We start from the raw sequence: 22,204 nt of genomic DNA, 5'->3' as shown, positions 1-22,204 counted from the left end.
CGCTAAGTGGAGGCCAAAAGAGGTAGCCTCTAACCCAAGAATGACCATAGCTCAGCCACTACCGCATCAGGCGCACTGTAGATGACATTATGACCCCAGTTAGGGATGGTCACTACCCGCTCCGCACCAGTCATTTGGCTCGCTTGGTCGAGCCAGCGTTGTGGCGCTATCTTATCCCGCTGGCCACGAACCAGTAACACGGGCTGCTCAATGCAAGAAAGCTTCTCTTCGATAGGATAATTGAGCATGGCGATCGCTTCGGGCCAGAGGCGCGTTCCCATGCGCCAATAATCAGCCATGACATGCAGGAAGAACCCGGGGCGCTCGAAGGTACAGGCGTAGAGCGCCCGAAGCAGCTGAGCGTGGATGTTGCGATGTGAAGGGTCGACTGTCGGCCCTATCAGGGCCAAGCGTCTTACCCGAGTGGGGAAACGAACAGCCACATCAGACGCTATCTGACAACCCATTGAATGCCCCACTAGGTCGGCTTGTGCAATGTCCATGGCATCCAGCCAATCGATCAGGGCATTAGCCAAGCCGAGCATGTTCAAGGGCGATTCGGGTGTGTCACTTTTGCCATGGCCGGGTAGATCGGGCACGTAAACGGCGGCACCCATTGCGGCGAGTCGCTTTGCAGTGGGCATTAAATAGTCGCCGGACATTCCCAAGCCATGTACCAGCACGATCGGATTTATCCCCGGCGCTGAGGCAGTAAAACTGCGTCTGGTGTGGTAAGTCATACCTTCCACATCAAAAAAAAGGCTTTCCCATTGCGCTTCGTCTCGCAGAACATATTCTGGCAGGCTGGTCATGCAAACGTTCCTTATCGACATAGTCCATAGGTAATCGTGACACACTAACCTAGTCGTGTTCTTCGAACTCCCGATGAGTCAATTGCTAGGATCTTCTGACCTCTGCCTATTTTATGCAGCAATCCTTTATTAGCTTCGAGGAATTTGCGGGAGTTGAAGCAAGCGATGCGCTTTACCCGGTAAGCCTAGGAGCAGCGAATTAAGGTCTCTTTCAACTGCCAGGGCAGTAGTGTGTTGAGTTCATCAGCGTTGGGATTGTGCAGCGTCGCGAAGACGAACTGAAAGTAGTCATAGGGCGAGAAGCCAATGACTTGGAGTCTGCCGCGTATATCCATCACATGCTGGAGCACATTGCCACGGCGGATATGCTGGAGACACTGAAAGCGCTATTGCCCAGGCACGTGGATTTAGAGGCCATCACAAAAAAAGTGGCGTAATACGGTTAGGTCAAGTGTGTCAATTTAAGGGCAATTACGAGCAAACTTCATTAGTTATGCGCGAGATACCCCGTAATTCAAGTGCGAGTTAACTCGCGTATAACTGATGAGAGTAGCTTGAGTTTTTATTAGCCTTTTTAAATTACTTTACATATGCTTTTGGTTTCATTATGTTACATTATGTTACGTTAAGGTAGCGAAAAGGGTGGCCTCAGAGCGGCTGGCATAGAGTTTGACGGGCATAAATCGGGCAAGCAAACCCGAAGCCGCTCCAATAATAAGCAATATGTATAAACGAAGTGATCCGTGAAGCCATCACGAAAAAATTAAAAATTAAGTAAAGGAAGGGGATAGCAATGATTAACTACTTTGAACAGCAACAGGGACATTTTGAGCGAATTTTGGCGTTACTTGAAAATATTCGTCGATATGAAGGCGACAGAATGAATCCCGTGACCAGCGCATTAATTGAGGAAGCACTTTCTGAAGCCACATTAGGCGGTGAATATGCGCAGCTAGTGTTAGACAGCATTGCCGAAAAAGCAGCTTAATTTAGAAAGCCCTCGTACCGGGGGCAACGGCACCGAGGTATGATATCGAACCTGAGGAGATCACGAGACAATTCTCTATTGCTCAGCGCTGCCGAACTGACGGTAAGATTACGGCTTAGTCACGATAATTGTTATTGAGACCTTTTCATGTTTCTCCTTGCCGTTTGTCTCGTGTTCTGGAACGAGTACTGCCTCGCGCCCAAGGTTTGACTGAACAACCGATCCTGGTGAACGCTGATATAATGTTTAACGTAATCAGTTAAAGCTGTAGAGCGTAGCGGCGCAAATTCGGGCAGTCTGAATTGGCACGATGTTTTAACGCTCTTTTTACTGACGTTCCCATGACTCAACTTTGCCGGGGCACACGCTGAAAATTGGGTGTACCTCTGGCAGTTCGATAGTCTGCCACTGCTGGTATATTAAAGGGCTACGTACTTTGAGCTTCGCTAGAAGATGTTTCCATTCGTATTTTATTTGACCGGTGGTGACTGTAAGTGCAACTGGTTGCTGGGCTGGCTCAATTTTACTTTTGTCAAAGGAATAGCCACGCGCCATAGCCTCCGAATGAATATCTTTCAAATACAGCGAAATGGCTGCAAGTGGTGCCGCATGGGCTTTAAATCGATCCAACTGTGGATGGTTGCGATAGCCACGTGTTTTTCCATGCAGAACAGCCTGTGCCAATAGAGCCTCCCGCCACAGGGCGACTAAGCCAAGGCGATCGAGATACTGAGGGTGTAACGACCAGAGGCGCATTTTTATAGTGCTCGACAGGTATTTAACTGCACGTTCTGATATTGCATGACCGAGCATGCGCGTTCGGAAATATTATACTGCACGCCAACATCCTCTTAATCTATCGAATTACAAGGAGTTAATTTTATATCCCAGCAGCATAATATTAATCATCATAAATGCTACATAACAAGTATGTAGCATTGGCCAGCACAGCCGCGTTAGCTAACCCATTATGGCCGTTTTAACTTTTTTTAAGTAGGCTAGCGTAGCTCTTAAACCAAACACAAGTTTACAGATTCAATACCTAGAGGGCGCGCCAAAATTTACAAATAAAGCCTGCGAGAAACCGCAGGCCCTTATTGTTTCATTTCGTTATAAGCTGCTATTATTAAAGGATAATTTTTTAAAAAAGCATGGCTTAATTTTCCGCTTAAAATAAGGGCTTCTTATTAATAGCTTTATTGGTCTTATCTAAACATTTTTCGTACAAGCTGTTGACGTAAGCGATATACAAGCGCAAACTGCTTGCAGTTGGTTAGCAAGTCTAACGTTGTCAGCAGTATCGAAGCATCTTTAGCGTTGAGCCTGGTGAAAGTTTCTTGTTCTGCCCTCTGTAATTCGGGTGTTTCCCGGCATTAATTTCGCTAAATTGAGGATTTCGATCATGGCAACTGGTACTGTAAAGTGGTTTAACGACACTAAAGGCTTCGGCTTTATTTCTCCTGAAGTTAGCGGCGACGACTTGTTCGCACACTTCTCTGAAATTCAAGCGGAAGGCTTTAAATCCCTGCAAGACGGTCAGAAGGTTTCTTTTGACGTCACACAGGGTCAAAAAGGCCTTCAGGCTTCCAATATCAAGGTTATAGCTTAAGCTTTATACCTTAATATTGGCTACCGTCTAGAACGGTAAGCTTAGAAACCCCGCCCAGTGCGGGGTTTTTGCATTTTTATGCTTTCATTTTACCTCATGCGTCCAGCTTAATCCTGCCGATACTCAAGCAAGCCAGAGGCCATTTGCCTTTCAGGGCTATGCTTTGGAAGTTGTATATATAAGTTATTCTTTTAAAATTATTTGCTGATATTTATCCTGAACAGAAAGTTGCAACAGAGTATCTCTATTAAATGCGGCAGTAGAGAAACGTGTTATAACTGGCTGACTAATTATCTCTTTAGAAACGTTGCAATAGTTCAGTATTACGCTACTTATAGCTGTCTGAGCCAGGGCGGTGGGCTCAGTTGATATAAAGCCAGGTGACTCTAGTCTCTCCAAATCACCTGGCTTCATAAGAGGCGCAATTCCTGGTCTTCATCGGCAGTTAGAATATCGTTATCGGCTAGGCGCTGAGCCACGCCCACGAACCGTGCAAATGGACTATCTGATCTTAACTGTCTTAGGATCCTTTGGGTTTGGTAACTCTTCTAGCTGGGAACAGTCGCCTGAATACTGCACCAGCCAGCTTTCTCGGCATCCTTCGCAGCTTTTGACTCGAGTGACGGACACGAAGCAACCCCATAGACTGGTTGAAGGGAAGCTCAAGCAGCTCAGGCCATCCGTAGGCCACCATATCCCGTTGCAAATGGCCTGCAGCGCGGTAATCTTCAGGAAGGCGCAGCATTGTTTCAACACTTAATGCTGTAGCCATAAGACTTAGGTTAGAGCGTCCAGGCCCAGGGAAAAGATAGCGTACCGGCGCTTCCCAACAGCCCATTCTCTGCTCGATGTAGGCGAGGTCTAGAACGTCTGCCGGATTGTTCCGCACGGAGGCTGGTATACGCTCAAGCCATTCGGCCGCAGCTCTTAGAACGTGGTCGGTTGTAGGCGAATGAGTACAACGTGCAAGCGCTGCGGGTTCCAGGCTGGCGGGTGATGGTTTTTTCTTGCCCCAATAAAAAGCCCGTGCCGTCTCTCCAGCCATGCCTGGGAAGTCTATCACCTCCACCGGAGGGCGCACTTTTTCCCTTGCTGGAGCGCCTAAGTTAGGAGTGCACTTGGCCTCACCAATCTTCACAAACGAACGTTGGAAATCTGCCACATCCGTCGGCCGCGGCACAACTTCAAGTACCTTGTGCTGAGGAAGATGAGCAATACGTGCCAGCTGTACGGCTATTTGGACATCTGTTTCAGAGCCAATATTCGGCCGTGATGAGGTAAACGGCATCAATGAGATTCGCTCATCGTTTACGAAGGGCCGCAGACAGGCCAGCACTGCACGTGAATCTCGTCCCGCCGATAGTGGCAGGCTAATCTTAGGATATTGTTGAACGAGCACGTCCACGACCTTCCGAGCGTGTTCAACAATAACTTCGGCCGCGTTACTTCCCGAAATACGGTTGTTAAAGCCTGTCTTTGGCCAGTGCCGGTTTTCTTGGAGGGTAGGCAAATCCAAGTAATGGTTGGGGAGTAATCTTTTCAAGCCAATAAAAGCGGTCAGGCCGAATGTGTAGTAAGACGCAGTCGCCATAGGGTCAAAAGCCCTGCTGAGTTCGGTATCACGTTGCAGGCCTGGAATGAGATTGTGACTTGTGGCGATAGCCTGCTTTTCTACTGAATAGACAATAGAATGGACGACCCCAAGATATATCCGCTGAATATGTTCCTTCGAAAACAGTATGGCTGTCCAACTTCCTACGAACCCATTGCCATTAGTCAACCCATCACCATCACGGCCATAAAGTGCGCGATCTATTTCAGCTTCTGTAAATTCGCTACCAACGGGGAGGGTAATCGTCGTGTTTCGAGGGGCAACATTAACGCGACTATCCAAATAAGCGAGCGGTTCGATAACCCATCCGATATTATCACCTGATTCGGATTGAAGATGACACACATTAGCGTCAGGGTGTATTGCAATATGCCATCCATTCTTACTTAAGTGTGTCCATTCCGGAGGCAATATATCAGCCTGCTTTGACATTACCCATTGGCGAGACAGCTCTGCAGGCGGTAATGGGTAGAGCGCATCCAGCGCAGCGATATCAGAGACCATTATCATTCCCTACGTTATATATTTTAAAAAGTTATATTTTCTGTTTGGTCACGCCCCCACCGCCTTGATCAATTAGTCGACAGGTACAGATAAGTAAGCCAGAGAGAATTCCGGCCTGCCTGATGCGGCTTCATGATCGAAATGCACCAACCACGGCTAATACAAGAGAGTGTTCCCTGAGTAAATAGGAGTTTAAGCTTTCTTAGATGTCAACCCTTGAATTAAACAAAACGCAGAAAATACCGTCTCTTCGCCATCACACTCCATCCCCGTCCTTGCTTTGCCGTTCAGAAGGCCCCTCGGTTTGTTCTTCTGCTCGTCCCTATAGTCCAGTCGCCAGATTAAAGAAAACTTACTGCCTTAACTCAAGCGGCTTAGTTATACCTCTGAACAGAGTCCTCAGTCGCGATTATTTCCGTCCCCGCCGCCAGTATTTGGCGGGTGTTGCACAACTTGATCGTCAATACCCTACACAATGTAGGTAACGCTCAGTTGGCACTGTGACTGATAGGACGTTAGGTCTAAATGGAGATCCAAGGTGACGACCCCGGTATCCCTGACCAGCACTCAGCTATCATCATGCAGCCTTACGTATAGGGCGAAGCATCAACACCCTCCAGCGCTATCGAGTACGACCTTGGGCTGAGTATTATCCGAAATATCGTGATGGCGCATCGCCGCAGGGTAACGCTTGGCAACTGAGCTAGTGGCGGGCTGCGTATCGTGATGGCCCTGCTCGCCTGCAATAAGGGTTGGTCTTTCGATAATCAAGAGCCCGTAATTGGAAGTTCCGGTTCATGGCGCTGTGGAAAATCCTCCCCGATAGACTAACGTTAACCACACTGAATACGAAGTAATGCGGCTTTTTTGGTCACTACGATGGGCCGCTTATATTCAGCTATTCAGCGGGCAACAAGCCTGTTTGTCGGCTAATGCCCGCGCCTATCGTGAATATGGCTGATCAGATTTGGAGATCCAATGGCTGAGCAAAGCATACTCATTCTGTCCGGCGGGAACGCACTGGGTGCCTATCAGGGCGGTGCGTATGAAACGCTGCACGAGCAGGGCTTTCATCCTGACCAAATTTTCGCCGTCTCCGTTGGCGCGGTCAATGCGGCTCTGATCGCTGGCAATCCTCCAGAAAAGCGTATTGATGCTCTGCAGCGCTTTTGGAATACCGCCGTACAGGATGGGGCTTGGGCTTTTAGGCCTGCCTGGACAACCACATGGGACAGTAAACGCAGGCGCGCTCTACAAAGCCTGCTTCTTGGCAGTCCTGCTGTCTATCACGCCCGTTTTCCAGGCGTTTTATCCATGCTCCCGGCAATGCCTACCGATACCGGCCTCTACGATCTCGCTTTCTTGCGTGAAAGCTTGGAGCGGCTGGTTGATTGGGATCGGCTGAATAATAGTGAGATCAGACTGGTCATCGTCGCGGTGGATGCCAATAGCGGGGAGGAAATACGTTTCGATACTGCCAAATCGCCCATCAACGCAGACCACCTGCTGGCGAGTTGTGGGTTTATTCCCTTTTTCCCGCCAACGCAGATTGATGGCCAGCTAGTGGTGGATGGGGGGATGACCTCAAACCTCCCCTTGGAAGCTGCTTTGGATGAAGCTGGCACAGAAGATCGGCTGTGTATTGCTCTGGACTTATTCCGCCACGGCGGGCCTGACTTCAAGACAGTAGGACAGGCGATGGACCGGCAGTTGGAGCTGCTTCTTTCGACCCAGAGCTGGCGGGCGCTGCGTAACCTGCGCCAACGTCATGAGTTGCGTCGCCAGTTGCAGCTACTGGCCAACCAGATCCCCGAACAGCAGCGCAAAGACCCTACCTTGGCGTCAGCCCTTGCAGAAGGGGCGCACACCGACAGGGCCACCACGCTACTTATGCTCAGCCATGCGGGCGTGCCCCACGATACTGAAATGAGAGCCTTTGATTTTTCACGCCCCTCGCTAACCGAACGATGGGAGGCAGGTCGCTTGGATATGAGCCATGCCTTGGAGGCGCTAGGCACCCGACGCGCCGCCCCTGGTGAGTTTACCGTGCATGGGTTTAATGGAAGTGAGCCTAGAGCACTGGTATAGGGACGGCTCAGCGGCGTTGGTTTCAGCGTGTTTCATTTTTTCTTAATGATTTAGCTTCAGAGTATTTATTATTTACGGTTTTGCGGTTGTTAATGACCATGATAGAGAGGCGAGGGCCACCTATCGGACACAAATTAATCCTTAGCTACCACCCTAACCAGCTCCTAACGCTGGAGCAGTAGGCTTATATACTGGCAAGCGCTTTTCTCTGCAAAGGTCGGTAATTCACTAAAGAGGGCACTGGTTCAAGCGGCCTACTGCTCCTTGATGTTTAAGTTGGCGATCATTTCTTACCAACACGTGCTTAGCGCCAGCACTTTTGTTATTATCTGTATTAATTTGTTACATTATATCAACATCAAATTTGATCATTATAAGAGACTATACGAAAAGTAAAGGTCGATTACGCAGAAGTCATTTATCATCATCCAAGGTACGTCATGTCCACTCCTACTCTGTTTTCACTCGATGATTTCCCAGTAGGATGCATGGTTACCGACAATAAACGACATATTGTGTATAGCAATCGCTATATTGAGGAGTATTTCGGCTACTCACCCCATGAGCTGGTAGATGCCGATCTATTTTCCTTATTGAGCAAAGCGTCACAGATTATATATGAAGCATATATTGTGCCCCTGATTGCAAGGGAGGGATGCTGTGACGAAATTCGCCTCACGCTGGTAACATCAGCAGAAAAGTTGATGCCTATCGTGGTTAGTGCACGTCACGATAGCGTCTATGATCGTATTTTTTGGAGTATCAGTAGCGTTAGCCGGTCTAACCAATTATTTGAGAAATTAACGGAAACTAAAAGTCTACTTGAACAGAAGGTTTCCTTACTGCGTACTTTGAAAGATACAGATCCATTGACGGGCTTACCTAATCGGGCTGCCTTAACCAAATATCTTGACCAGGAAATGCTGAGCCGAAAGCGTAACGGTATGGCGTTTGCTGTGGCGTTTGTTGATCTTGATGGGTTCAAAGAGATTAATGACCGCCATGGGCATCATGTCGGCGATAAGACGCTTCAGTTAATGGCCGAGCGGCTGACCGGTAATCTTAAAAGTGATGATATGGTTGCTCGTTTCGGAGGCGATGAGTTCGTAATTTTTTTAAAAGATTGTTTCAGCGCAAGCTTGGTAGAAGAGTCGCTGACTCGGCTGGTCAGTAAACTTGCCGAACCTTTTAAAGTGGATACTCTCCCGTTAAATCTCTCTGCCAGTATCGGCGTTACCCTTTACCCCCAGGCGAAAGACGTAGAGCCAGGCCAGCTTATTCGCCAGGCCGACCAGGCCATGTATCAAGCAAAACTTGCCGGAAAGAACCAGGTTTGCCTATTTAATACAGATAATGAAGTTGTCCAGAAGGAAAAGCATTCAGAGCTGTTAGCGATTAGAGCCGCGATGGAATTCGGCCAGTTTGAGCTTTACTACCAACCCAAGATCAATATGCGTACGGGTAAGGTGTTTGGCGTTGAGGCCTTAATACGTTGGAACCATCCGGTAGAAGGGCTAAAAGGGCCTGCCACTTTCCTGCCTGTACTCAGTAATACGCCCACCGGATTGGCGCTGGGACGGTGGGTAATCACGACAGCTCTCTGCCAACAACAAATATGGTTACAGAAGGGTCTGAAGCTACAGGTCAGCGTCAACATTGATGGCTACCACTTGCAGCACCCGCAATTTCTGCGCGATTTAAGCGCCATCCTTTCTGACTTCCCCAACCTGCCTAAACAGCTATTTGAGATTGAAGTGCTTGAAACCAGTACTATTGAGGATGTAAGTCATGTGTCTTCAGTGCTCAATGCCTGTCGGCTAATGGGTATTCGCATCTCACTGGACGACTTTGGAACCGGTTACTCCTCTTTGAGCCACCTCAGGGATTTGCCGGTAGATACACTTAAAATTGACCGTAGTTTTGTCAAGAACATGCTGACCAGTAACAATGATTTGGCCATTCTGAAGGGCGTTATCGGCTTTGCCCATGCGTTTGGATATGGCTTGGTCGCGGAGGGGGTTGAGACATTACAGCATAGCCAACGGCTGGTTGAACTTGGCTGTGAGTGTGGCCAGGGGATCTACATAGCAAAGCCGATGCCCGCTCGCGCCTTTCCAACATGGATCGATGAGTGGTATCAGCAAGCGTGTCAGGAGAAATATAAAAACTCATTCGTTTAAAAAGGGAAAGGGAGTAAAACTGCGTGTTAACTAAAGAACAGGTCGTGGCGCGTAATAATGTGACTATCGTCGGATCTGGCGAAAAAACACTGATGCTTGCTCATGGTTTCGGCTGTGATCAGCAAATGTGGCGGCACCTGATCCCTCACCTGAAAGAGCGCTACACGCTGGTGCTTTTTGATTATGTGGGGTCTGGTCAGTCGCAGATATCGGCGTTTAGCGAATCGCGTTACCGTGCCTTGGAAGGCTATGCCAAGGATGTAACGGAGATCTGCCAAGCTCTAAATTTAACGCAGGTGCATCTTATAGGTCATTCTGTGAGCGGCACGATAGGCCTGCTGGCCTCCATTGCCCACCCTGAGCTTTTTGCAAGTCAGGTGATGATTTGCCCCTCGCCCTGCTTTTTAAATATGCCGCCAGACTATTATGGCGGGTTCGAGTGCGCTGATATTGAAGAGCTTCTGGGTTTAATGGATCGCAATTATATTGGCTGGGCTAACTATTTGGCGCCGCTGGTAATGGGGCTTGAGAATTCTGAGTTGCTGACGAGCGAGCTATCGGACAGCTTCTGCTCGACTGACCCGGTGGTCGCCAAGGCATTCGCTAAAGCGACCTTCTTCTCGGATTATCGTCATCTATTGCCGCAAGCCAAGCATGAGGCGTTGCTACTGCAAAGCCAGCAAGACTCCCTGGCCAGCCCTGATGTCGGCCATTACATGCATGCCCATATGCCGGGCAGCACGCTGCGACTGCTTGCAAGCGAAGGGCACTGCCTTCATATGACGCACCCAGAGCTCGTCGCTCAAGAAATCAACACCTGGCTGCGCGATTAAGGCACCACACAGAGAAAGCCGCCTCGCTTTATCAGGCGCTCTTTACAAGTCAGCCGTTACGCCGCTTGAGTATTTCCAGAAAGCGTGTTTGGGCGGCGGGCGGCAACGATTCAGGTAGGTCAGCTTGCGTGGCGGGCGTATCGCCGACTTGAATCAGCATTACCATGCCCATGGTGTAGTGCGGCGAACACTTGATGCCCCAAACGCCCTCGGCATCCAGTGTTACTTCAATCTCTTCGTTAATATTGCCCACAAACGCGTCGCCGCCTTCAGGGATCATGCCGTCAATCGTGGCCGCATTATGCCCGGGCGCAGTGGCCAGAAATTTCACCGTGTCGCCAGGCTGAACAACGAGATAGTCAGGCGCGAAGGGCATTGGCCCGCTATCGTTGCGGTTTAGCATCTCGACGGTATGTGTTTCGGCCAGGGCGGTCATTGGCAGCAAACCCAATAGAACGACAAGTCGTAAAATCATCTTCATTTGAGTAAATCCATAAACCATAAAATGAGGTGCGTACCCGAAAGGGCACGCTCTATGCGGTGGCGCAATGCCTTACGGTGATAGGTCGAATTCCGCTAACTGGCTGGCGAGCTCTTCTAGCGCAAAAATCGCTCGAACCGAGGGATCCAGTGCGTGCGCATCAATTTCGATAATGCGGTCCTGCTGTACGGCCTCAGTCTCGCGGGTAACGGCGTCGGATATCAGGAACTCGCGCTTGGCCGCTATATCATCAGCTGGAAAGCGTCGTCGATTCATTTGCGCGGCGGCAATAAAGGTCGGGTTACTCCTGGCAATCGTTTCCCAGCCAACGGTCGGCCACTCTTCTTCTGCGGTCACGACGTTGGTGATCCCCAACCGGCTCATCAGCCAGTCGGGCACGCTATTCACTCCTGCCACATAAGGGTCAATAGCCAGGTCGGCGGAGGAATACCAGAAGACGCCGGTAATATCATCAGGTAAACCCAGGGACTCGGCTTTCGCGACGGCAGCGGCTTCCCGCGCCTTGAGGTTCGCAATCAGCTGGTCGCCGCGCTCCGTAACATCAAAGATGTCAGCGAGTGTGGCAATACTGTCGTAAATAAGCTCGGTATCGAACAGCGCCGTACGAGCGCCGTCCATGCTGTGCTGGTTGCTTTTACCCATGCACTCCGTAGGTAGAGTCCAGCTGGGGATGCCAACATCGGCAAACATCGCCGGGGTGCCCACCACGCCTGTCGGTCCAATCATCCATTCGTACGCTGAAACCACCAAGTCAGGTTTTTTGGCTACCACGCTCTCATAGCTTGGAGCGTTGTCTGAAAGGCGCTCGATGTTTGCATCCACCGCTTCAAACTCTTCAAGCACCGGGTTGATCCAGAGAGCGGTGCCAGCCACCTTATCGGCAAGGCCCAACATGTAAAGGATCTCGGTGGGGGCCTGGCCGATGCTTACTACCCGTTCAGGAGGCTGCTCCAGGTTGATGTCATGGCCGCAACTTTCAAGCGTTAAGGGGTAGTCAGTGGCGGCGTAGGCCGTTTTACTCAATAACAGGCTGGCGGCAATCGCCGTGGTCAATCTCAACATCATGTACACTCCCGTGCATGATGAACGGGCCACTCAAGCCGACAGTCGGCCGAGCTGACCCGCTCGATGATTTTACGTGAGTCGGCAGGTCTCCTGACTGACGGGTCATGGCTAGCTCACCTTCCCAGACGTTACGTCCAGTGGCATCATCGAGCGTCGCTCACCGCCTACAGTTGCGGGGGCAGTTCCGGTTGGCGGGCAAGCCGCGGCGGATTCTCTATTAGGTTCCCGAAGGAACACCGACCTGGCTATTCTAGGCGGGGGAAGTAAACAATACAGCCTCTTAACGTAGGTGAACGCTAGAAGCGTTATGGCGCGGTGTGGACATCATGGTGATAACGCGTCGTTGAAACGCGGCAACCACTTTGCGTCTAACGCTTGGCATGCCTAACCTAAAGAAGAATCTTCAGGAGCAAGGATGCCATGGCGAATGACCCCATCTCTTCAAGTGTTGATACGAAACGCTCGTTATGGGCGGCGGTACTGCTTGGAATAGGCGTGATGGCAGCCGTCGATGAAATCGTTTTTCACCAACTGCTTCAGTGGCACCACTTTTTTGATTTTGGTACGCCAACGTTTGGGATTATTTCGGATGGCCTGCTGCATGCCTTTGAGCTACTCGCCATCGTGACCGGCGTGTTCATGCTGCTTGATCTTTCCCAGCGTAAGCGCCTGACAATTCCCTGGGCCAAAGCGGGCTTTTTCTTGGGCATGGGCGGTTTCCAGCTATTTGACGGCCTGATCAACCACAAGATTTTGCGTCTGCATCAGATTCGCTATGGGGTCGATCCGCTGCTCTATGACGTGGTGTGGAATGGTGCGGCAATAGTGCTGCTTTTGGTAGGCATCTGGTTCTATCGCCGTGCCAAGCGTCTAGGGTACCGCTAAGCATGCACGTTCATGACCATGCCGTTCATGGGGCATTGCTTGACTGGCTACCACTTACACTGATCGTTTTATTCACGATAACGTATCTTGGCGCCGCTTATAACCAGCGCCATAATGCGCTAGGTTGGAGTGCCTGGCGAAGTATCTTTTTTACCTTGGGCAGCCTGCTGCTTGCCATCGCCGTGGCACCGCCTTTGATGGCCTGGGCACACCATGATCTGTTGGGTCACATGGCCCTGCATTTATTGATTGGCATGCTGGCGCCGCTTGCCTGGGTTTTGGCCGCCCCCATCACCTTACTGCTACGCACGTTACCCCAGGCAGGTGGAAGGCGGGTAGCTGCCTTGTTGCGAAGCCGGTTCGTGCGCTTCGTTTCCCATCCTGTTAGCGCCTTGGTGCTTAATATCGGCGGCATGTACGTGCTGTACCTTACACCGCTGTATAGCGCATCCTTACATAATCAGGCGCTTCACTATTGGATACATATGCATTTTCTGGTGGCGGGGTATCTGTTCTGCTGGGCGATTCTGGCCGAGCCCGACGTGTCGCCCCATCGGCTGAGCCTGCGTTTTCGGTTGGGCGTACTGCTTGCGTCTATTGCCACCCATAGTCTGCTGGGCAAGCTGATGTACGGCTACGGCTGGCCACGTGGCACCGGCCATTCTGTCGAAGAGGTGCAGGCCGCCGCCCAGTTGATGTATTACGGCGGCGACCTGGCTGAAGTGCTGTTGGCCGTTGTACTGTTAACGCTTTGGTTGCGTAAGCCGGTTGAACGGCGTGAGGGGATGCTGCATGGGGATGCCACTGCCTAAAGCAGCGCCTTACCCTGGCGGTAGTAGGCCTGCATATCCTCAGAAGGCACCATCGCACCGCCGGTTGCCCACACGATATGCGTAGCGTCCGGCAAACTGTTCTGCAAGCCGAGAGATTCACGTTTCGCTTGGGAGGCCTTCGCCAAATGAGCAAAGCCGGGGAGGCCAGCGACAGCAGAGGGCTCAAGATCCAGATCTTCGCTGTCCTTGGCAAGTGCTACCAGCGCATAGAGATGGTCGTCACTCACGGTGTAGATACCATCAAGTAACGGCTCCATGACCTTACCGACAAAGACCGATGCGCGGCCGACGGCCAAGCCGTCAGCACAGGTCAGGTTATCCAGACCTATATCCTGCACACTGATCGCGTTATGTAGCCCCGTATGCATACCCAGCAGCATGCAGGGGGACGGTGTGGGTTCGGCGAGGTAGCAGTGTACGGCATCGCCAAATACATGCTTAAGGCCAAACGCAACGCCGCCCGGCCCACCGCCCACGCCGCAGGGCAGATACACGATCAAGGGGTGTTCGGCATTCACCGTGATGCCTTGATCATCCAGCTGCTGCTTTAGGCGCAAGGCGGCCACGGCGTAGCCGAGAAAGAGCGAGGTGGAGTCTTCATCATCCACAAAATGGCAGCGTGGCGTACGCAGCGCCTCTTCGCGACCCTGGGTTACGGCAACGCTGTAGTCGGACTGGTGCTCAACCACCTGCACGCCTTTTTCCCGCAGCAGGGCTTTTTTCCAGGCGCGTGCATCGGCGGACATATGCACGGTCACTCTGAAACCGAGCTTGGCACTAAGGATGCCGATACTTAAGCCAAGATTGCCGGTCGAGCCCACAACGACCGAATACTGGGAAAAGAGCGCGCGAAACGGCTCGGAAGCAAAGCAGGCATAGTCATCTTCTTGCTTGATCAGGCCCTGTTCTAGCGCCAAGGTTTCAGCATATAGCAGCACTTCGTAAAAGCCGCCGCGGGCTTTAATTGAGCCGGAAATCGGCAGTTGACTGTCACACTTGATCAGCAGCTGTGACGGGGCAGGAACTTCCAGCCATTCAGCCACTGCTATAACAGCCTTGTCTGCGCGTTTTAACGGGGACTCGATGATGCCTTCCAGGGCTACCGTTTCCGGAAATGTCTTGGCAAAATAGGTGGCGAAGCGCTGCAGACGAGCGGCGGCATCCTCAATATCGGAAAACTGTAACGGAAGCTCACCGCGCACCTTCGTGAAAGGCGCGCGTTTGGGATTCAGCCACAGTGTTTCTTCACTGTGTTTCAGCGCATCGATAATAGGATCAGTACCTGCCTCAGCAATTGCCAGCCAATGTGACAGCGTAGAAGTAGTCATGGCGTTTACCTTCTATCGGCAACGAGTAAATAAATGGAACCAGTAAAGTGCTGATGGTACCCATAAGCCTTAGGCGAACCCCATAAAACCTTCAGCTTCACGTATCGGCTTTTCGGAACGCAAATAGTCAATATCAACCCGAGGGCGTTCCAGTGCCTCATCGCCGATAAACAGTGTTTCCAGCTCACGGGCAAAGGCCAGCGTTTGCAGGTCGCTGCCGCGACGGCCGATGATCTGCAGGCCAAACGGCAAACCGTTTTGATCGCGCCCGGTAGGCAGCGTCACCGATGGATGCCCAGCAAGCGTTGAGGCATACGCCATGGAAAGCCAGTGGTAGTAACTGTGCGTGGCCTCGCCATCGATTTCGGTAGGGTACAGCTCATGCCAGTCGCGCGGGCTGATCGTGGTGGTCGGCGCCAGAATAAAGTCGTGCTGTTCGAAAAACGCCTGCCAATGGCGGTACAACTTGGACTGGTTGGTAAGCGCGCGCACTACGTCCAATGCTGAATAGCTTTCTCCTTCATGGACGTTGTCGCGTACATTGGGGCCGACTTTATCGGGGTACTGCTGAAGCAGGTCACGATGATGCCCAGAAAAACACAGGGCACGGATAATCGCAAAGGTATCGTCAGCGTTTAAGCAGTCGGGATGAGTGTCGTTTAATTCCCCAAACACATGGCCAAAGCGTTTGAGCTTGTCGCTAAAACTATCGGCCATGAGTTTCTCGGTCATTGTAAAGCCGAAGTCCGGCGTAAAGGCAACGCGGGCGCTGCACAGGTCATAGTGAGGCAAATGGCGAAACGGCTCGGCCGCATAGACAGGCTTGTCTTCCACCACCGGTGTCCAGGGGTCGCGGCGGTCGGGGCGAATCATGGCTGAAAGCATCAGCGCAGCGTCGTCCACGGTGCGCGCCATGGGGCCGTTAAGTGACATGGGCAGCCAGCCGAGCGCCCGGCTGTGGCCGGGCACGACACCGGGTGAGGGGCGAAAGCCTACCACGCCACAAAACGCCGCCGGGTTGCGCAGGCTGCCGCCAGTATCCGAGCCGGTTGCCAGAGGTGCCATGCCGCAGGCAAGCGCGACGGCCGAACCACCGGACGAACCCGCCGCCGAACGGGTTACATCGAATGGATTGGCGGTGACGCCATAGACCGCATTACGGGTATTACCGCCCGCACTCCACTCCGGGTTATTGGTCTTGCCCATGATGACCGCACCTTCCTGGCGTAGCTGGGCCACCATGGGATCATCACCCTTGGCGATATTGTCCGCGTAAATTTGACTGCCGAACGTGGTGGGCAAACCCGTAACATCGACCATATCTTTCACACACAGCGGCAGGCCATGCAGCGCGCCCAGCTTATCGCCACGGTCAATGGCTCGCTGCGCATGGTGGGCAGCACTTATCATGGCGTCTAAATCATGCGCGACCAGGGCGTTAACGGCAGGGTTAACGGCATGGAAACGGTCAATACAGCTGTCGGTCAGCTCTACGGCAGAGAGCTTTTTGGACGCCATTAAGCGGCGTGCTTCAACGGCACTCAGGTCACAAGCATTCATGTAATTATTCCCCTAATAAAAACGAGTTAGCTAGCAGGTGCAAACGCGGCGAAATCCCAGGAGCGGCCGGGTGCTACATCAATTAGCTGGCGTGTGTAGGCTGCCTGCGGGTTACCCAGCACCTGTTGTGCTGGCCCATACTCGACTACCTGGCCGCGCTGCATCACCAGCACGTCGTCACAAATTTGTGCCGCCACGCGCAGGTCATGGGTGATAAAAAGCACGGCCACGCCAAAACGCTGTTGAATGTCGTCAAATAGAGCGAGTACCTGCGCCTGTACCGAGACATCCAGCGCGGATACGGCTTCATCAGCGACAATTACGTCGGGTTCCATGGCCAGCGCCCGCGCGATGGCAATGCGCTGGCGCTGGCCACCCGAAAACTGATGCGGAAACCGGTCGATGGCATCCGGCGGTAGGCCCACCAGTTCTAAAAGCTCCTTGGCTTTGAGCATGGCAGTGTTACGCGGTTTTCCGTAGTTCATCGGCCCCTCGATCAGACTTTGACCGATGGTCAAACGCGGATTTAACGAGCGATAGGGATCCTGGAAAACCATTTGAATACAGCCGCGATGCGGCTTAAGGCTACGAGAATTTAGGACCGATATGTCCTGGCCGTTAATGCGTACAATCCCGCCGGTAGGGCTGATGAGGCGCATCACACAGCGTGCCAGTGTGGATTTTCCTGAGCCAGATTCGCCAACAATGCCTAGCGTGCGGCCTTCCTGAAGCTGAAAGCTCACACTGTTAACGGCTTTTGTGCCTGCTTGGGCACGCCGAAACCAGCTCAATAAGCCTTGCGATGGCACGAACTCTTTTTCCAGCCCTGTCACATCAAGCACCTGACGCGGCCCACGCGCAGGGCGTGGTGGACGTGGTGTCAAGCTGGGCACTGCCGTCAGCAGGCACTGGGTGTAGGCTTCTTTAGGCGTGCTAAGCACCTGGCGTACCGGCCCCTGCTCCACTATTTTGCCGGTCTTCATCACGCAAACGCGGTCAGCAATATCGACCACTACGCCCATATCGTGGGTGATAAACAGTACCGCTGTACCATGCTTTTGCTGCAGTTCGCGGATTAACTTAAGTATCTGATGTTGGGTGGTCACATCCAGAGCCGTGGTCGGCTCATCGGCAATTAACAGACGTGGTTTCAGCAGCAGCGCCATCGCAATCATGATGCGCTGGCGCTGGCCGCCGGAAAGCTGATGAGGAAAGCTTGAGTACATGCGCTGAATATCCGGCAAATGCACCTGCTCCAAGGCATCGAGTACCTGCGTGCGCCGCTGAGCCGTTGATGTTTTAGTATGGCAGGCAAGTACTTCATCAAGCTGTTTGCCTACGCTGAGCACCGGGTTCAGCGCCGTCATGGGCTCTTGAAAAATCATTGCCATGCGGCTACCGCGCAGCTCATTCAGGCGTTTTGGAGTGGCCTGTAGCAAGTTTTCGCCATCCAGCTCAACCCGCCCGCTCACGGCTCGCAAGCTACCCGATGGCAGCAGCCCCACCGTGGTTAGTGACGATACGGATTTGCCCGAACCGCTTTCACCGACTAAACAAAGCGTTTCGCCAGCCTGTATCTCAAAAGAGACGCCCTTCAAAATCGGCTTGGGCGACTTATCGACGGTTTCAACCACCAGCGATTCGACTCTCAGAACGATATTGTCAGTGCTCATTAGCCCTCCTTCCGCTTCATGATAGGGTCCAGCGCGTCGCGGGCCGCATCGCCTAATAAGTTGATCGATAGAATGCAGAGAGAAAGCAACACACCCGCCCAGAAAATCAGCGAAGGCTTGAGCTGAAAATAGATGCGCCCATCCGACATGATGTTGCCCCAGGTGGGAATTTCTGAGCTAAGCCCCACACCCAGAAACGACAGGGTGGCCTCGGTGAGAATCGCTGCAGCGCAAACGTAAGTGCACTGCACGATAAGCGGGGCGAACGTATTGGGCATTAAATGGCGCCACAGAATCGTGCGCGTTGGGGTGCTCATCAACACGGCCGCTTCCACGAACGCCTCTTCACGGGTGGCTAGTACCTGGGAGCGCACTAAACGCACGATCTGGGGTATTTCGGGTACGGTAATCGCGATCATCAGCATCCATAGGTTGGCAGACGTCAGCGACACGATAGCAATAGCGGCGAGAATGCCAGGGATCGCCATCAGGCCATCCATAAAACGCATCAGCACGGCATCGATTGCGCGAAAGTAACCCGCGATAAGCCCTAACGGCAGGCCAATTAATAGGGTAAGAAACGCAACTCCCAGGCCAACCGTCAATGAAATACGGGCCCCGTAAACCACCCGCGAGAACAGATCCCTGCCATAGGCGTCGGTACCCAACCAGTGCTCGGCACTCATTGCCTGCAGGCGGCTGGCAGGGGAAAGCTCGGTGGGGTCGTGAGTAGCGATCAACGGCGCGAAGATTGCCATCAGGACAATAGCGGCAAGCGTGGTAGTGGCGATAATTGTGGTAGTGCGCGGCCGCAGGCGGAGTAGCTTGGTGGTCCAGCCGTGAATACTGTATCTGGCAGGCAGTCCATGCATTTGAGAGTGTGTGTGCATTAGTAGCGAATCCTGGGATCAGTTATTGCGTAGGAAAGGTCGATCAGCAGGTTAATGAAGACATAAAGACCGGCCGTCAGCAGAATGATGGCTTGAATAACGGGATAGTCGCGTGCCAGTACCGCATCAATAATAAGGCGGCCCAACCCCGGAATGTTGAACACGCTCTCTGTCACCACAACGCCCGAAACCATCAGCGCGAACCCGGTACCGATAACTGTTAGAATCGGCACACCTGCATTGCGCAGCGCATGACGAAACAGCACCAAACGTTCCCCAAGCCCCTTGGCGCGAGCCGTACGGATATAATCTTCCTTTAGCACTTCCAGCATGCTGGCGCGGGTCATGCGTGCAATTAAGGCGATATATACCGATGAAAGCGTTAATGCTGGGAGCACCAGACGGCTGGCGAACTCACCAAAGCCGTTATCCAGGCTGCGATAGCCCTGCACCGGCAGCCAGCCAAGCTTGATGGCAAAAACCTGAATCACGATATAGCCGATCACAAATACCGGCACCGAGAAGCCGACCACCGACACCGACATCACCAGATTGTCGACCCAACTGCCCTGGCGCCAGGCGGCGATAACGCCCAGCGGCACAGAGATCAATACGGTGAATACGATGGCGGCAAGCGCCAAGCTAACCGTGGGCTCCAGGCGCTGGGTAATCATGGTCATCACTGAGGTCTGAGAAATAAGCGACGTGCCAAAATCGCCCTGCAGCATATTGCCCATCCAGATAAAAAACTGGGTGTAGATGGGCTGATCAAGCCCTAAGGCCGTGCGAATACTCGCTACCTGTTCCGGGCTTGCCATATCGCCGGCGATAATGACGGCGGGGTCGCCAGGTGAAAGTCGCAAAAGTAGAAATACGGAAAGCGCCAGAACTAGCATAACGGGAATGGCGGCCAGCAATCGGCGAATGAAATAGCCAAGCATGGGTTGTCCCTCGGTGGGTGAGTAGAGCCAAGCGTTGTGGGAACATGCATGTAAAACCTCGATGACATGTGCTGCCCGCTTCAGCGGACAGCGGCGGCGCGTCATTACTCGGCTTTATGCATGCCCCAGAAAACGGGAATTGGCCCTTCAACAACATCACTTAGTTCGTTACGCCAGGAGACGACGTTTTGAAATTGGCCCAAGGGAATAAACGTTGCTTGCTCCATCGCCTGTTCCTGCACGGCCTCGGCGAGCGCTTTACGCTGCTCTTCGCTTTCCGCCATGGCGTATTCTGTGCGTAGTTCTTCCATATACGGGTCGGAAGGCCAGCCAAACCAGCTGTCTTGCGTTCCCGTCGCAATCAATAGCATGTTGATAGTGGGCGACCAAAAACTGTCGACACCGAAGTTGGTGAAAATCATGTCCCAGCCACCTTCGCTTGAAGGGCTTTGGTTGGCGCGCTGGCTTACCAGAGTCTGCCAATCCATTTGTTTAAGCTCGACATTAAAGCCTGCTTTACGTAAGGCCTGAGCGACAACGACCGGTTGCGGGGTCAGCGTGGCAACATCGGAGGGCTGGAGTAAAACCACAGGGGTCTGGTCGTAACCCGCCTCTTCAAGCAGGGCGCGTGCCTCATCAGGACGACCGCCACTGGTTAGTGACTCGTCTCCTGCTTCGGTAGAAATCGCTGTATTACATCCAAATACGGAGGCGCACGTCTGGTAGAAGCGCGGGTCGCCTACCAGCGCCGCCAATACGTCTTCCTGGCCCATTGCCAAGAGCGCTGCACGACGAATCCTGACATCATTAAAAGGCGGGTTCAGAAAGTTCATACGGGCAACGGTGAGCATGCCTAAGGGGTCGAGAACATCTGTGGTGATCTCGGGATTACCTTCCAAAAGCGGCAGAAGGTCGAAAGGTGTTCGTTCGATGTAGTCGATATCGCCGCTGTTGATGGCGTTAATGGTGGTCTGTACATCAGGCATGTGGATCCATTCAACGCGATCAACAAACACTTCTTTGCTGCCCGCCGTGCCGGAAGGCGCTTCTGAACGGGGCTGGTAGGCATCAAAGCGTTCGTAAACGGCCTTAACGCCGGGCTGGAATTCATTTGCAATAAAACGGAATGGGCCCGAACCGATCTGATTAGGCAGTGGTTGTCCTGGCTCAATAGAGGCAACATTTTCGGGCATTATAAATGCCGGGACCGCTGAGGGTTTGGAAAGCAGGCCTATAACATCGCCAAGAGGGCTTGAAAGCGTCAGCGCAAAGCGCTTTTCATCCAGAGCCGTTAAGCTTTCGGTGTGGTTGGATACCAGCTGGCCACCGGCATCGAAAGTACCCCAGCGCTTTAAAGAGGCGATACAGTCGGCGGGGGTAACGGGGCTGCCATCATGCCAGGTTAGCCCATCACGCAGTGTGAAGGTGTAGATCCGCCCATCCTCAGAAACTTCCCAGTCGGCCATCTGCGGCTGCGGGTTTAAGTCGGCATCCAGGCCAATGAGCGTATCGTAAATCATATAACCATGATTACGCGCAATCGTTGCGCTACTTGATACCGGGTCCAATGAGCGAAGTGCCGAATGCATAACCGCGCTGACGGTCGTGTCGGCCTGTACATGAGTCGCAAAAGAGAGAGCACTTGCCATGCCCAGTGCCGCGAGCAGTGCTGTTTTTTGAAAGCGGGGGGTGGCTAGTTGTTTAAGCATCGTTTTTTTAGGCATTGTTGTTATCTCCGTTGATATTGTTAGATCGCCGCATCACGTGGGATGACAGCAGGACAGGGAGCGGATCACTATGCACTGTTAAATTCTTGTGTATTTGATACTAGCGCTGGCCAACGTCGTGTCGTTAGATGTATTTTTCGAATGCTGTATTGCCTTTTAGGCAATACAGATTGC

At 52.4% G+C, this 22,204-nt stretch carries 18 protein-coding genes, 1 pseudogene and 1 riboswitch; of the genes and pseudogenes, 8 read left to right on the top strand and 11 right to left on the bottom strand.

Going from position 1 to position 22,204, the window contains the following annotated elements; translation table 11 throughout:
• Window positions 1–29: 29 nt before the first annotated feature.
• Window positions 30–812: an alpha/beta fold hydrolase gene (locus ELY38_RS06705; protein WP_185858923.1), complete on the bottom strand. Its 783-nt coding sequence runs from the start codon at window positions 810–812 to the stop codon at window positions 30–32.
• A 257-nt stretch (window positions 813–1,069) separates the two neighbouring features.
• Here ELY38_RS06705 and ELY38_RS19020 point away from each other — a divergent pair, with 257 nt between their 5' ends.
• Window positions 1,070–1,249 (top strand): hypothetical protein, encoded by a 180-nt coding sequence (locus tag ELY38_RS19020; RefSeq protein ID WP_185858922.1) that lies wholly within the window; start codon window positions 1,070–1,072, stop codon window positions 1,247–1,249.
• A 356-nt stretch (window positions 1,250–1,605) separates the two neighbouring features.
• Window positions 1,606–1,800, top strand: a complete 195-nt coding sequence (locus ELY38_RS06700) for a hypothetical protein (protein WP_127060738.1) — start codon at window positions 1,606–1,608, stop codon at window positions 1,798–1,800.
• A 327-nt stretch (window positions 1,801–2,127) separates the two neighbouring features.
• Here the strand turns inward: ELY38_RS06700 and ELY38_RS06695 are convergent, their stop codons facing one another.
• Window positions 2,128–2,613: a pyrimidine dimer DNA glycosylase/endonuclease V gene (locus ELY38_RS06695; RefSeq protein ID WP_246009079.1), complete on the bottom strand. Its 486-nt coding sequence runs from the start codon at window positions 2,611–2,613 to the stop codon at window positions 2,128–2,130.
• A 589-nt stretch (window positions 2,614–3,202) separates the two neighbouring features.
• Here ELY38_RS06695 and ELY38_RS06690 point away from each other — a divergent pair.
• Window positions 3,203–3,409: a cold-shock protein gene (locus ELY38_RS06690; RefSeq protein ID WP_127060737.1), complete on the top strand. Its 207-nt coding sequence runs from the start codon at window positions 3,203–3,205 to the stop codon at window positions 3,407–3,409.
• Window positions 3,410–3,929: 520 nt separating this feature from the next.
• Here the strand turns inward: ELY38_RS06690 and ELY38_RS06685 are convergent.
• The gene (locus tag ELY38_RS06685; protein ID WP_127060735.1) at window positions 3,930–5,525 is read right to left on the bottom strand and encodes a hypothetical protein; all 1,596 of its coding nucleotides are present in this window, start codon (window positions 5,523–5,525) and stop codon (window positions 3,930–3,932) included.
• Window positions 5,526–6,503: 978 nt separating this feature from the next.
• Between ELY38_RS06685 and ELY38_RS06680 the strand changes: the two genes are divergently transcribed.
• The 3 genes from ELY38_RS06680 to ELY38_RS06670 all read left to right on the top strand — a co-directional run bounded on the left by ELY38_RS06680 (window position 6,504) and on the right by ELY38_RS06670 (window position 10,626).
• Window positions 6,504–7,613: a patatin-like phospholipase family protein gene (locus ELY38_RS06680; RefSeq protein WP_127060733.1), complete on the top strand. Its 1,110-nt coding sequence runs from the start codon at window positions 6,504–6,506 to the stop codon at window positions 7,611–7,613.
• A 440-nt stretch (window positions 7,614–8,053) separates the two neighbouring features.
• A complete protein-coding gene (locus tag ELY38_RS06675; protein ID WP_127060732.1) occupies window positions 8,054–9,793 on the top strand; it encodes a sensor domain-containing protein in 1,740 nt (579 codons plus the stop codon).
• 23 nt (window positions 9,794–9,816) lie between these two features.
• Window positions 9,817–10,626: an alpha/beta fold hydrolase gene (locus ELY38_RS06670; RefSeq protein WP_127060730.1), complete on the top strand. Its 810-nt coding sequence runs from the start codon at window positions 9,817–9,819 to the stop codon at window positions 10,624–10,626.
• Window positions 10,627–10,675: 49 nt separating this feature from the next.
• Here the strand turns inward: ELY38_RS06670 and ELY38_RS06665 are convergent, their stop codons facing one another.
• Both ELY38_RS06665 and ELY38_RS06660 read right to left on the bottom strand, forming a co-directional pair.
• Window positions 10,676–11,107 (bottom strand): pseudoazurin, encoded by a 432-nt coding sequence (locus ELY38_RS06665; RefSeq protein WP_222845113.1) that lies wholly within the window; start codon window positions 11,105–11,107, stop codon window positions 10,676–10,678.
• A 72-nt stretch (window positions 11,108–11,179) separates the two neighbouring features.
• On the bottom strand, window positions 11,180–12,193 hold the full coding sequence (locus ELY38_RS06660; RefSeq protein ID WP_127060728.1) for an ABC transporter substrate-binding protein: 1,014 nt from the start codon (window positions 12,191–12,193) through the stop codon (window positions 11,180–11,182).
• 63 nt (window positions 12,194–12,256) lie between these two features.
• A riboswitch (cobalamin riboswitch) is annotated at window positions 12,257–12,449 on the bottom strand.
• A 164-nt stretch (window positions 12,450–12,613) separates the two neighbouring features.
• Between ELY38_RS06660 and ELY38_RS06655 the strand changes: the two genes are divergently transcribed.
• Both ELY38_RS06655 and ELY38_RS06650 read left to right on the top strand, forming a co-directional pair.
• Window positions 12,614–13,078, top strand: a complete 465-nt coding sequence (locus ELY38_RS06655; protein WP_127060727.1) for a DUF2243 domain-containing protein — start codon at window positions 12,614–12,616, stop codon at window positions 13,076–13,078.
• 140 nt (window positions 13,079–13,218) lie between these two features.
• Window positions 13,219–13,890 (top strand): annotated as a pseudogene (locus ELY38_RS06650) (cytochrome c oxidase assembly protein); the annotation flags it as partial.
• Here ELY38_RS06650 and ELY38_RS06645 read toward each other — a convergent pair.
• The 6 genes from ELY38_RS06645 to ELY38_RS06620 form a co-directional block, all read right to left on the bottom strand.
• Window positions 13,887–15,239 (bottom strand): D-serine ammonia-lyase, encoded by a 1,353-nt coding sequence (locus tag ELY38_RS06645; RefSeq protein WP_127060724.1) that lies wholly within the window; start codon window positions 15,237–15,239, stop codon window positions 13,887–13,889. The pseudogene ELY38_RS06650 and the gene ELY38_RS06645 overlap by 4 nt on opposite strands.
• Before the next feature lie 69 nt (window positions 15,240–15,308).
• Complete coding sequence (locus ELY38_RS06640) at window positions 15,309–16,799, bottom strand: amidase (protein ID WP_127060722.1); 1,491 nt, start codon at window positions 16,797–16,799, stop codon at window positions 15,309–15,311.
• A gap of 26 nt (window positions 16,800–16,825) precedes the next feature.
• Window positions 16,826–18,472, bottom strand: a complete 1,647-nt coding sequence (locus tag ELY38_RS06635) for an ABC transporter ATP-binding protein (protein WP_127060721.1) — start codon at window positions 18,470–18,472, stop codon at window positions 16,826–16,828.
• Entirely contained in the window at window positions 18,472–19,362 is an 891-nt protein-coding gene (locus ELY38_RS06630; protein WP_222845112.1) for an ABC transporter permease, read from the bottom strand. Before ELY38_RS06630 ends, ELY38_RS06635 begins: the two co-directional genes overlap by 1 nt.
• Entirely contained in the window at window positions 19,362–20,303 is a 942-nt protein-coding gene (locus ELY38_RS06625) for an ABC transporter permease (RefSeq protein WP_127060719.1), read from the bottom strand. Before ELY38_RS06625 ends, ELY38_RS06630 begins: the two co-directional genes overlap by 1 nt.
• Before the next feature lie 104 nt (window positions 20,304–20,407).
• Window positions 20,408–22,027, bottom strand: a complete 1,620-nt coding sequence (locus ELY38_RS06620) for an ABC transporter substrate-binding protein (RefSeq protein WP_222845111.1) — start codon at window positions 22,025–22,027, stop codon at window positions 20,408–20,410.
• Between the last annotated feature and the right edge of the window lie 177 nt (window positions 22,028–22,204).

The sequence above is a fragment of the Vreelandella nanhaiensis genome (assembly GCF_003990185.1).
GTDB classification, from domain to species: Bacteria; Pseudomonadota; Gammaproteobacteria; order Pseudomonadales; family Halomonadaceae; genus Vreelandella; species Vreelandella nanhaiensis.
Note: the sequence above shows the minus strand (reverse complement) of the source record. Positions and strands in the feature narration are given on the sequence as shown.

Coding starts and splice junctions, on each gene's coding strand:
- ELY38_RS06705 (WP_185858923.1), bottom strand. CDS start 812: ATGACCAGCCTGCCAGAATATGTTCTGCGAGACGAAGCGCAATGGGAA.
- ELY38_RS06700 (WP_127060738.1), top strand. CDS start 1,606: ATGATTAACTACTTTGAACAGCAACAGGGACATTTTGAGCGAATTTTG.
- ELY38_RS06695 (WP_246009079.1), bottom strand. CDS start 2,613: ATGCTCGGTCATGCAATATCAGAACGTGCAGTTAAATACCTGTCGAGC.
- ELY38_RS06690 (WP_127060737.1), top strand. CDS start 3,203: ATGGCAACTGGTACTGTAAAGTGGTTTAACGACACTAAAGGCTTCGGC.
- ELY38_RS06685 (WP_127060735.1), bottom strand. CDS start 5,525: ATGGTCTCTGATATCGCTGCGCTGGATGCGCTCTACCCATTACCGCCT.
- ELY38_RS06680 (WP_127060733.1), top strand. CDS start 6,504: ATGGCTGAGCAAAGCATACTCATTCTGTCCGGCGGGAACGCACTGGGT.
- ELY38_RS06675 (WP_127060732.1), top strand. CDS start 8,054: ATGTCCACTCCTACTCTGTTTTCACTCGATGATTTCCCAGTAGGATGC.
- ELY38_RS06665 (WP_222845113.1), bottom strand. CDS start 11,107: ATGAAGATGATTTTACGACTTGTCGTTCTATTGGGTTTGCTGCCAATG.
- ELY38_RS06660 (WP_127060728.1), bottom strand. CDS start 12,193: ATGATGTTGAGATTGACCACGGCGATTGCCGCCAGCCTGTTATTGAGT.
- ELY38_RS06655 (WP_127060727.1), top strand. CDS start 12,614: ATGGCGAATGACCCCATCTCTTCAAGTGTTGATACGAAACGCTCGTTA.
- ELY38_RS06645 (WP_127060724.1), bottom strand. CDS start 15,239: ATGACTACTTCTACGCTGTCACATTGGCTGGCAATTGCTGAGGCAGGT.
- ELY38_RS06640 (WP_127060722.1), bottom strand. CDS start 16,799: ATGAATGCTTGTGACCTGAGTGCCGTTGAAGCACGCCGCTTAATGGCG.
- ELY38_RS06635 (WP_127060721.1), bottom strand. CDS start 18,472: ATGAGCACTGACAATATCGTTCTGAGAGTCGAATCGCTGGTGGTTGAA.
- ELY38_RS06630 (WP_222845112.1), bottom strand. CDS start 19,362: ATGCACACACACTCTCAAATGCATGGACTGCCTGCCAGATACAGTATT.
- ELY38_RS06625 (WP_127060719.1), bottom strand. CDS start 20,303: ATGCTTGGCTATTTCATTCGCCGATTGCTGGCCGCCATTCCCGTTATG.
- ELY38_RS06620 (WP_222845111.1), bottom strand. CDS start 22,027: ATGCCTAAAAAAACGATGCTTAAACAACTAGCCACCCCCCGCTTTCAA.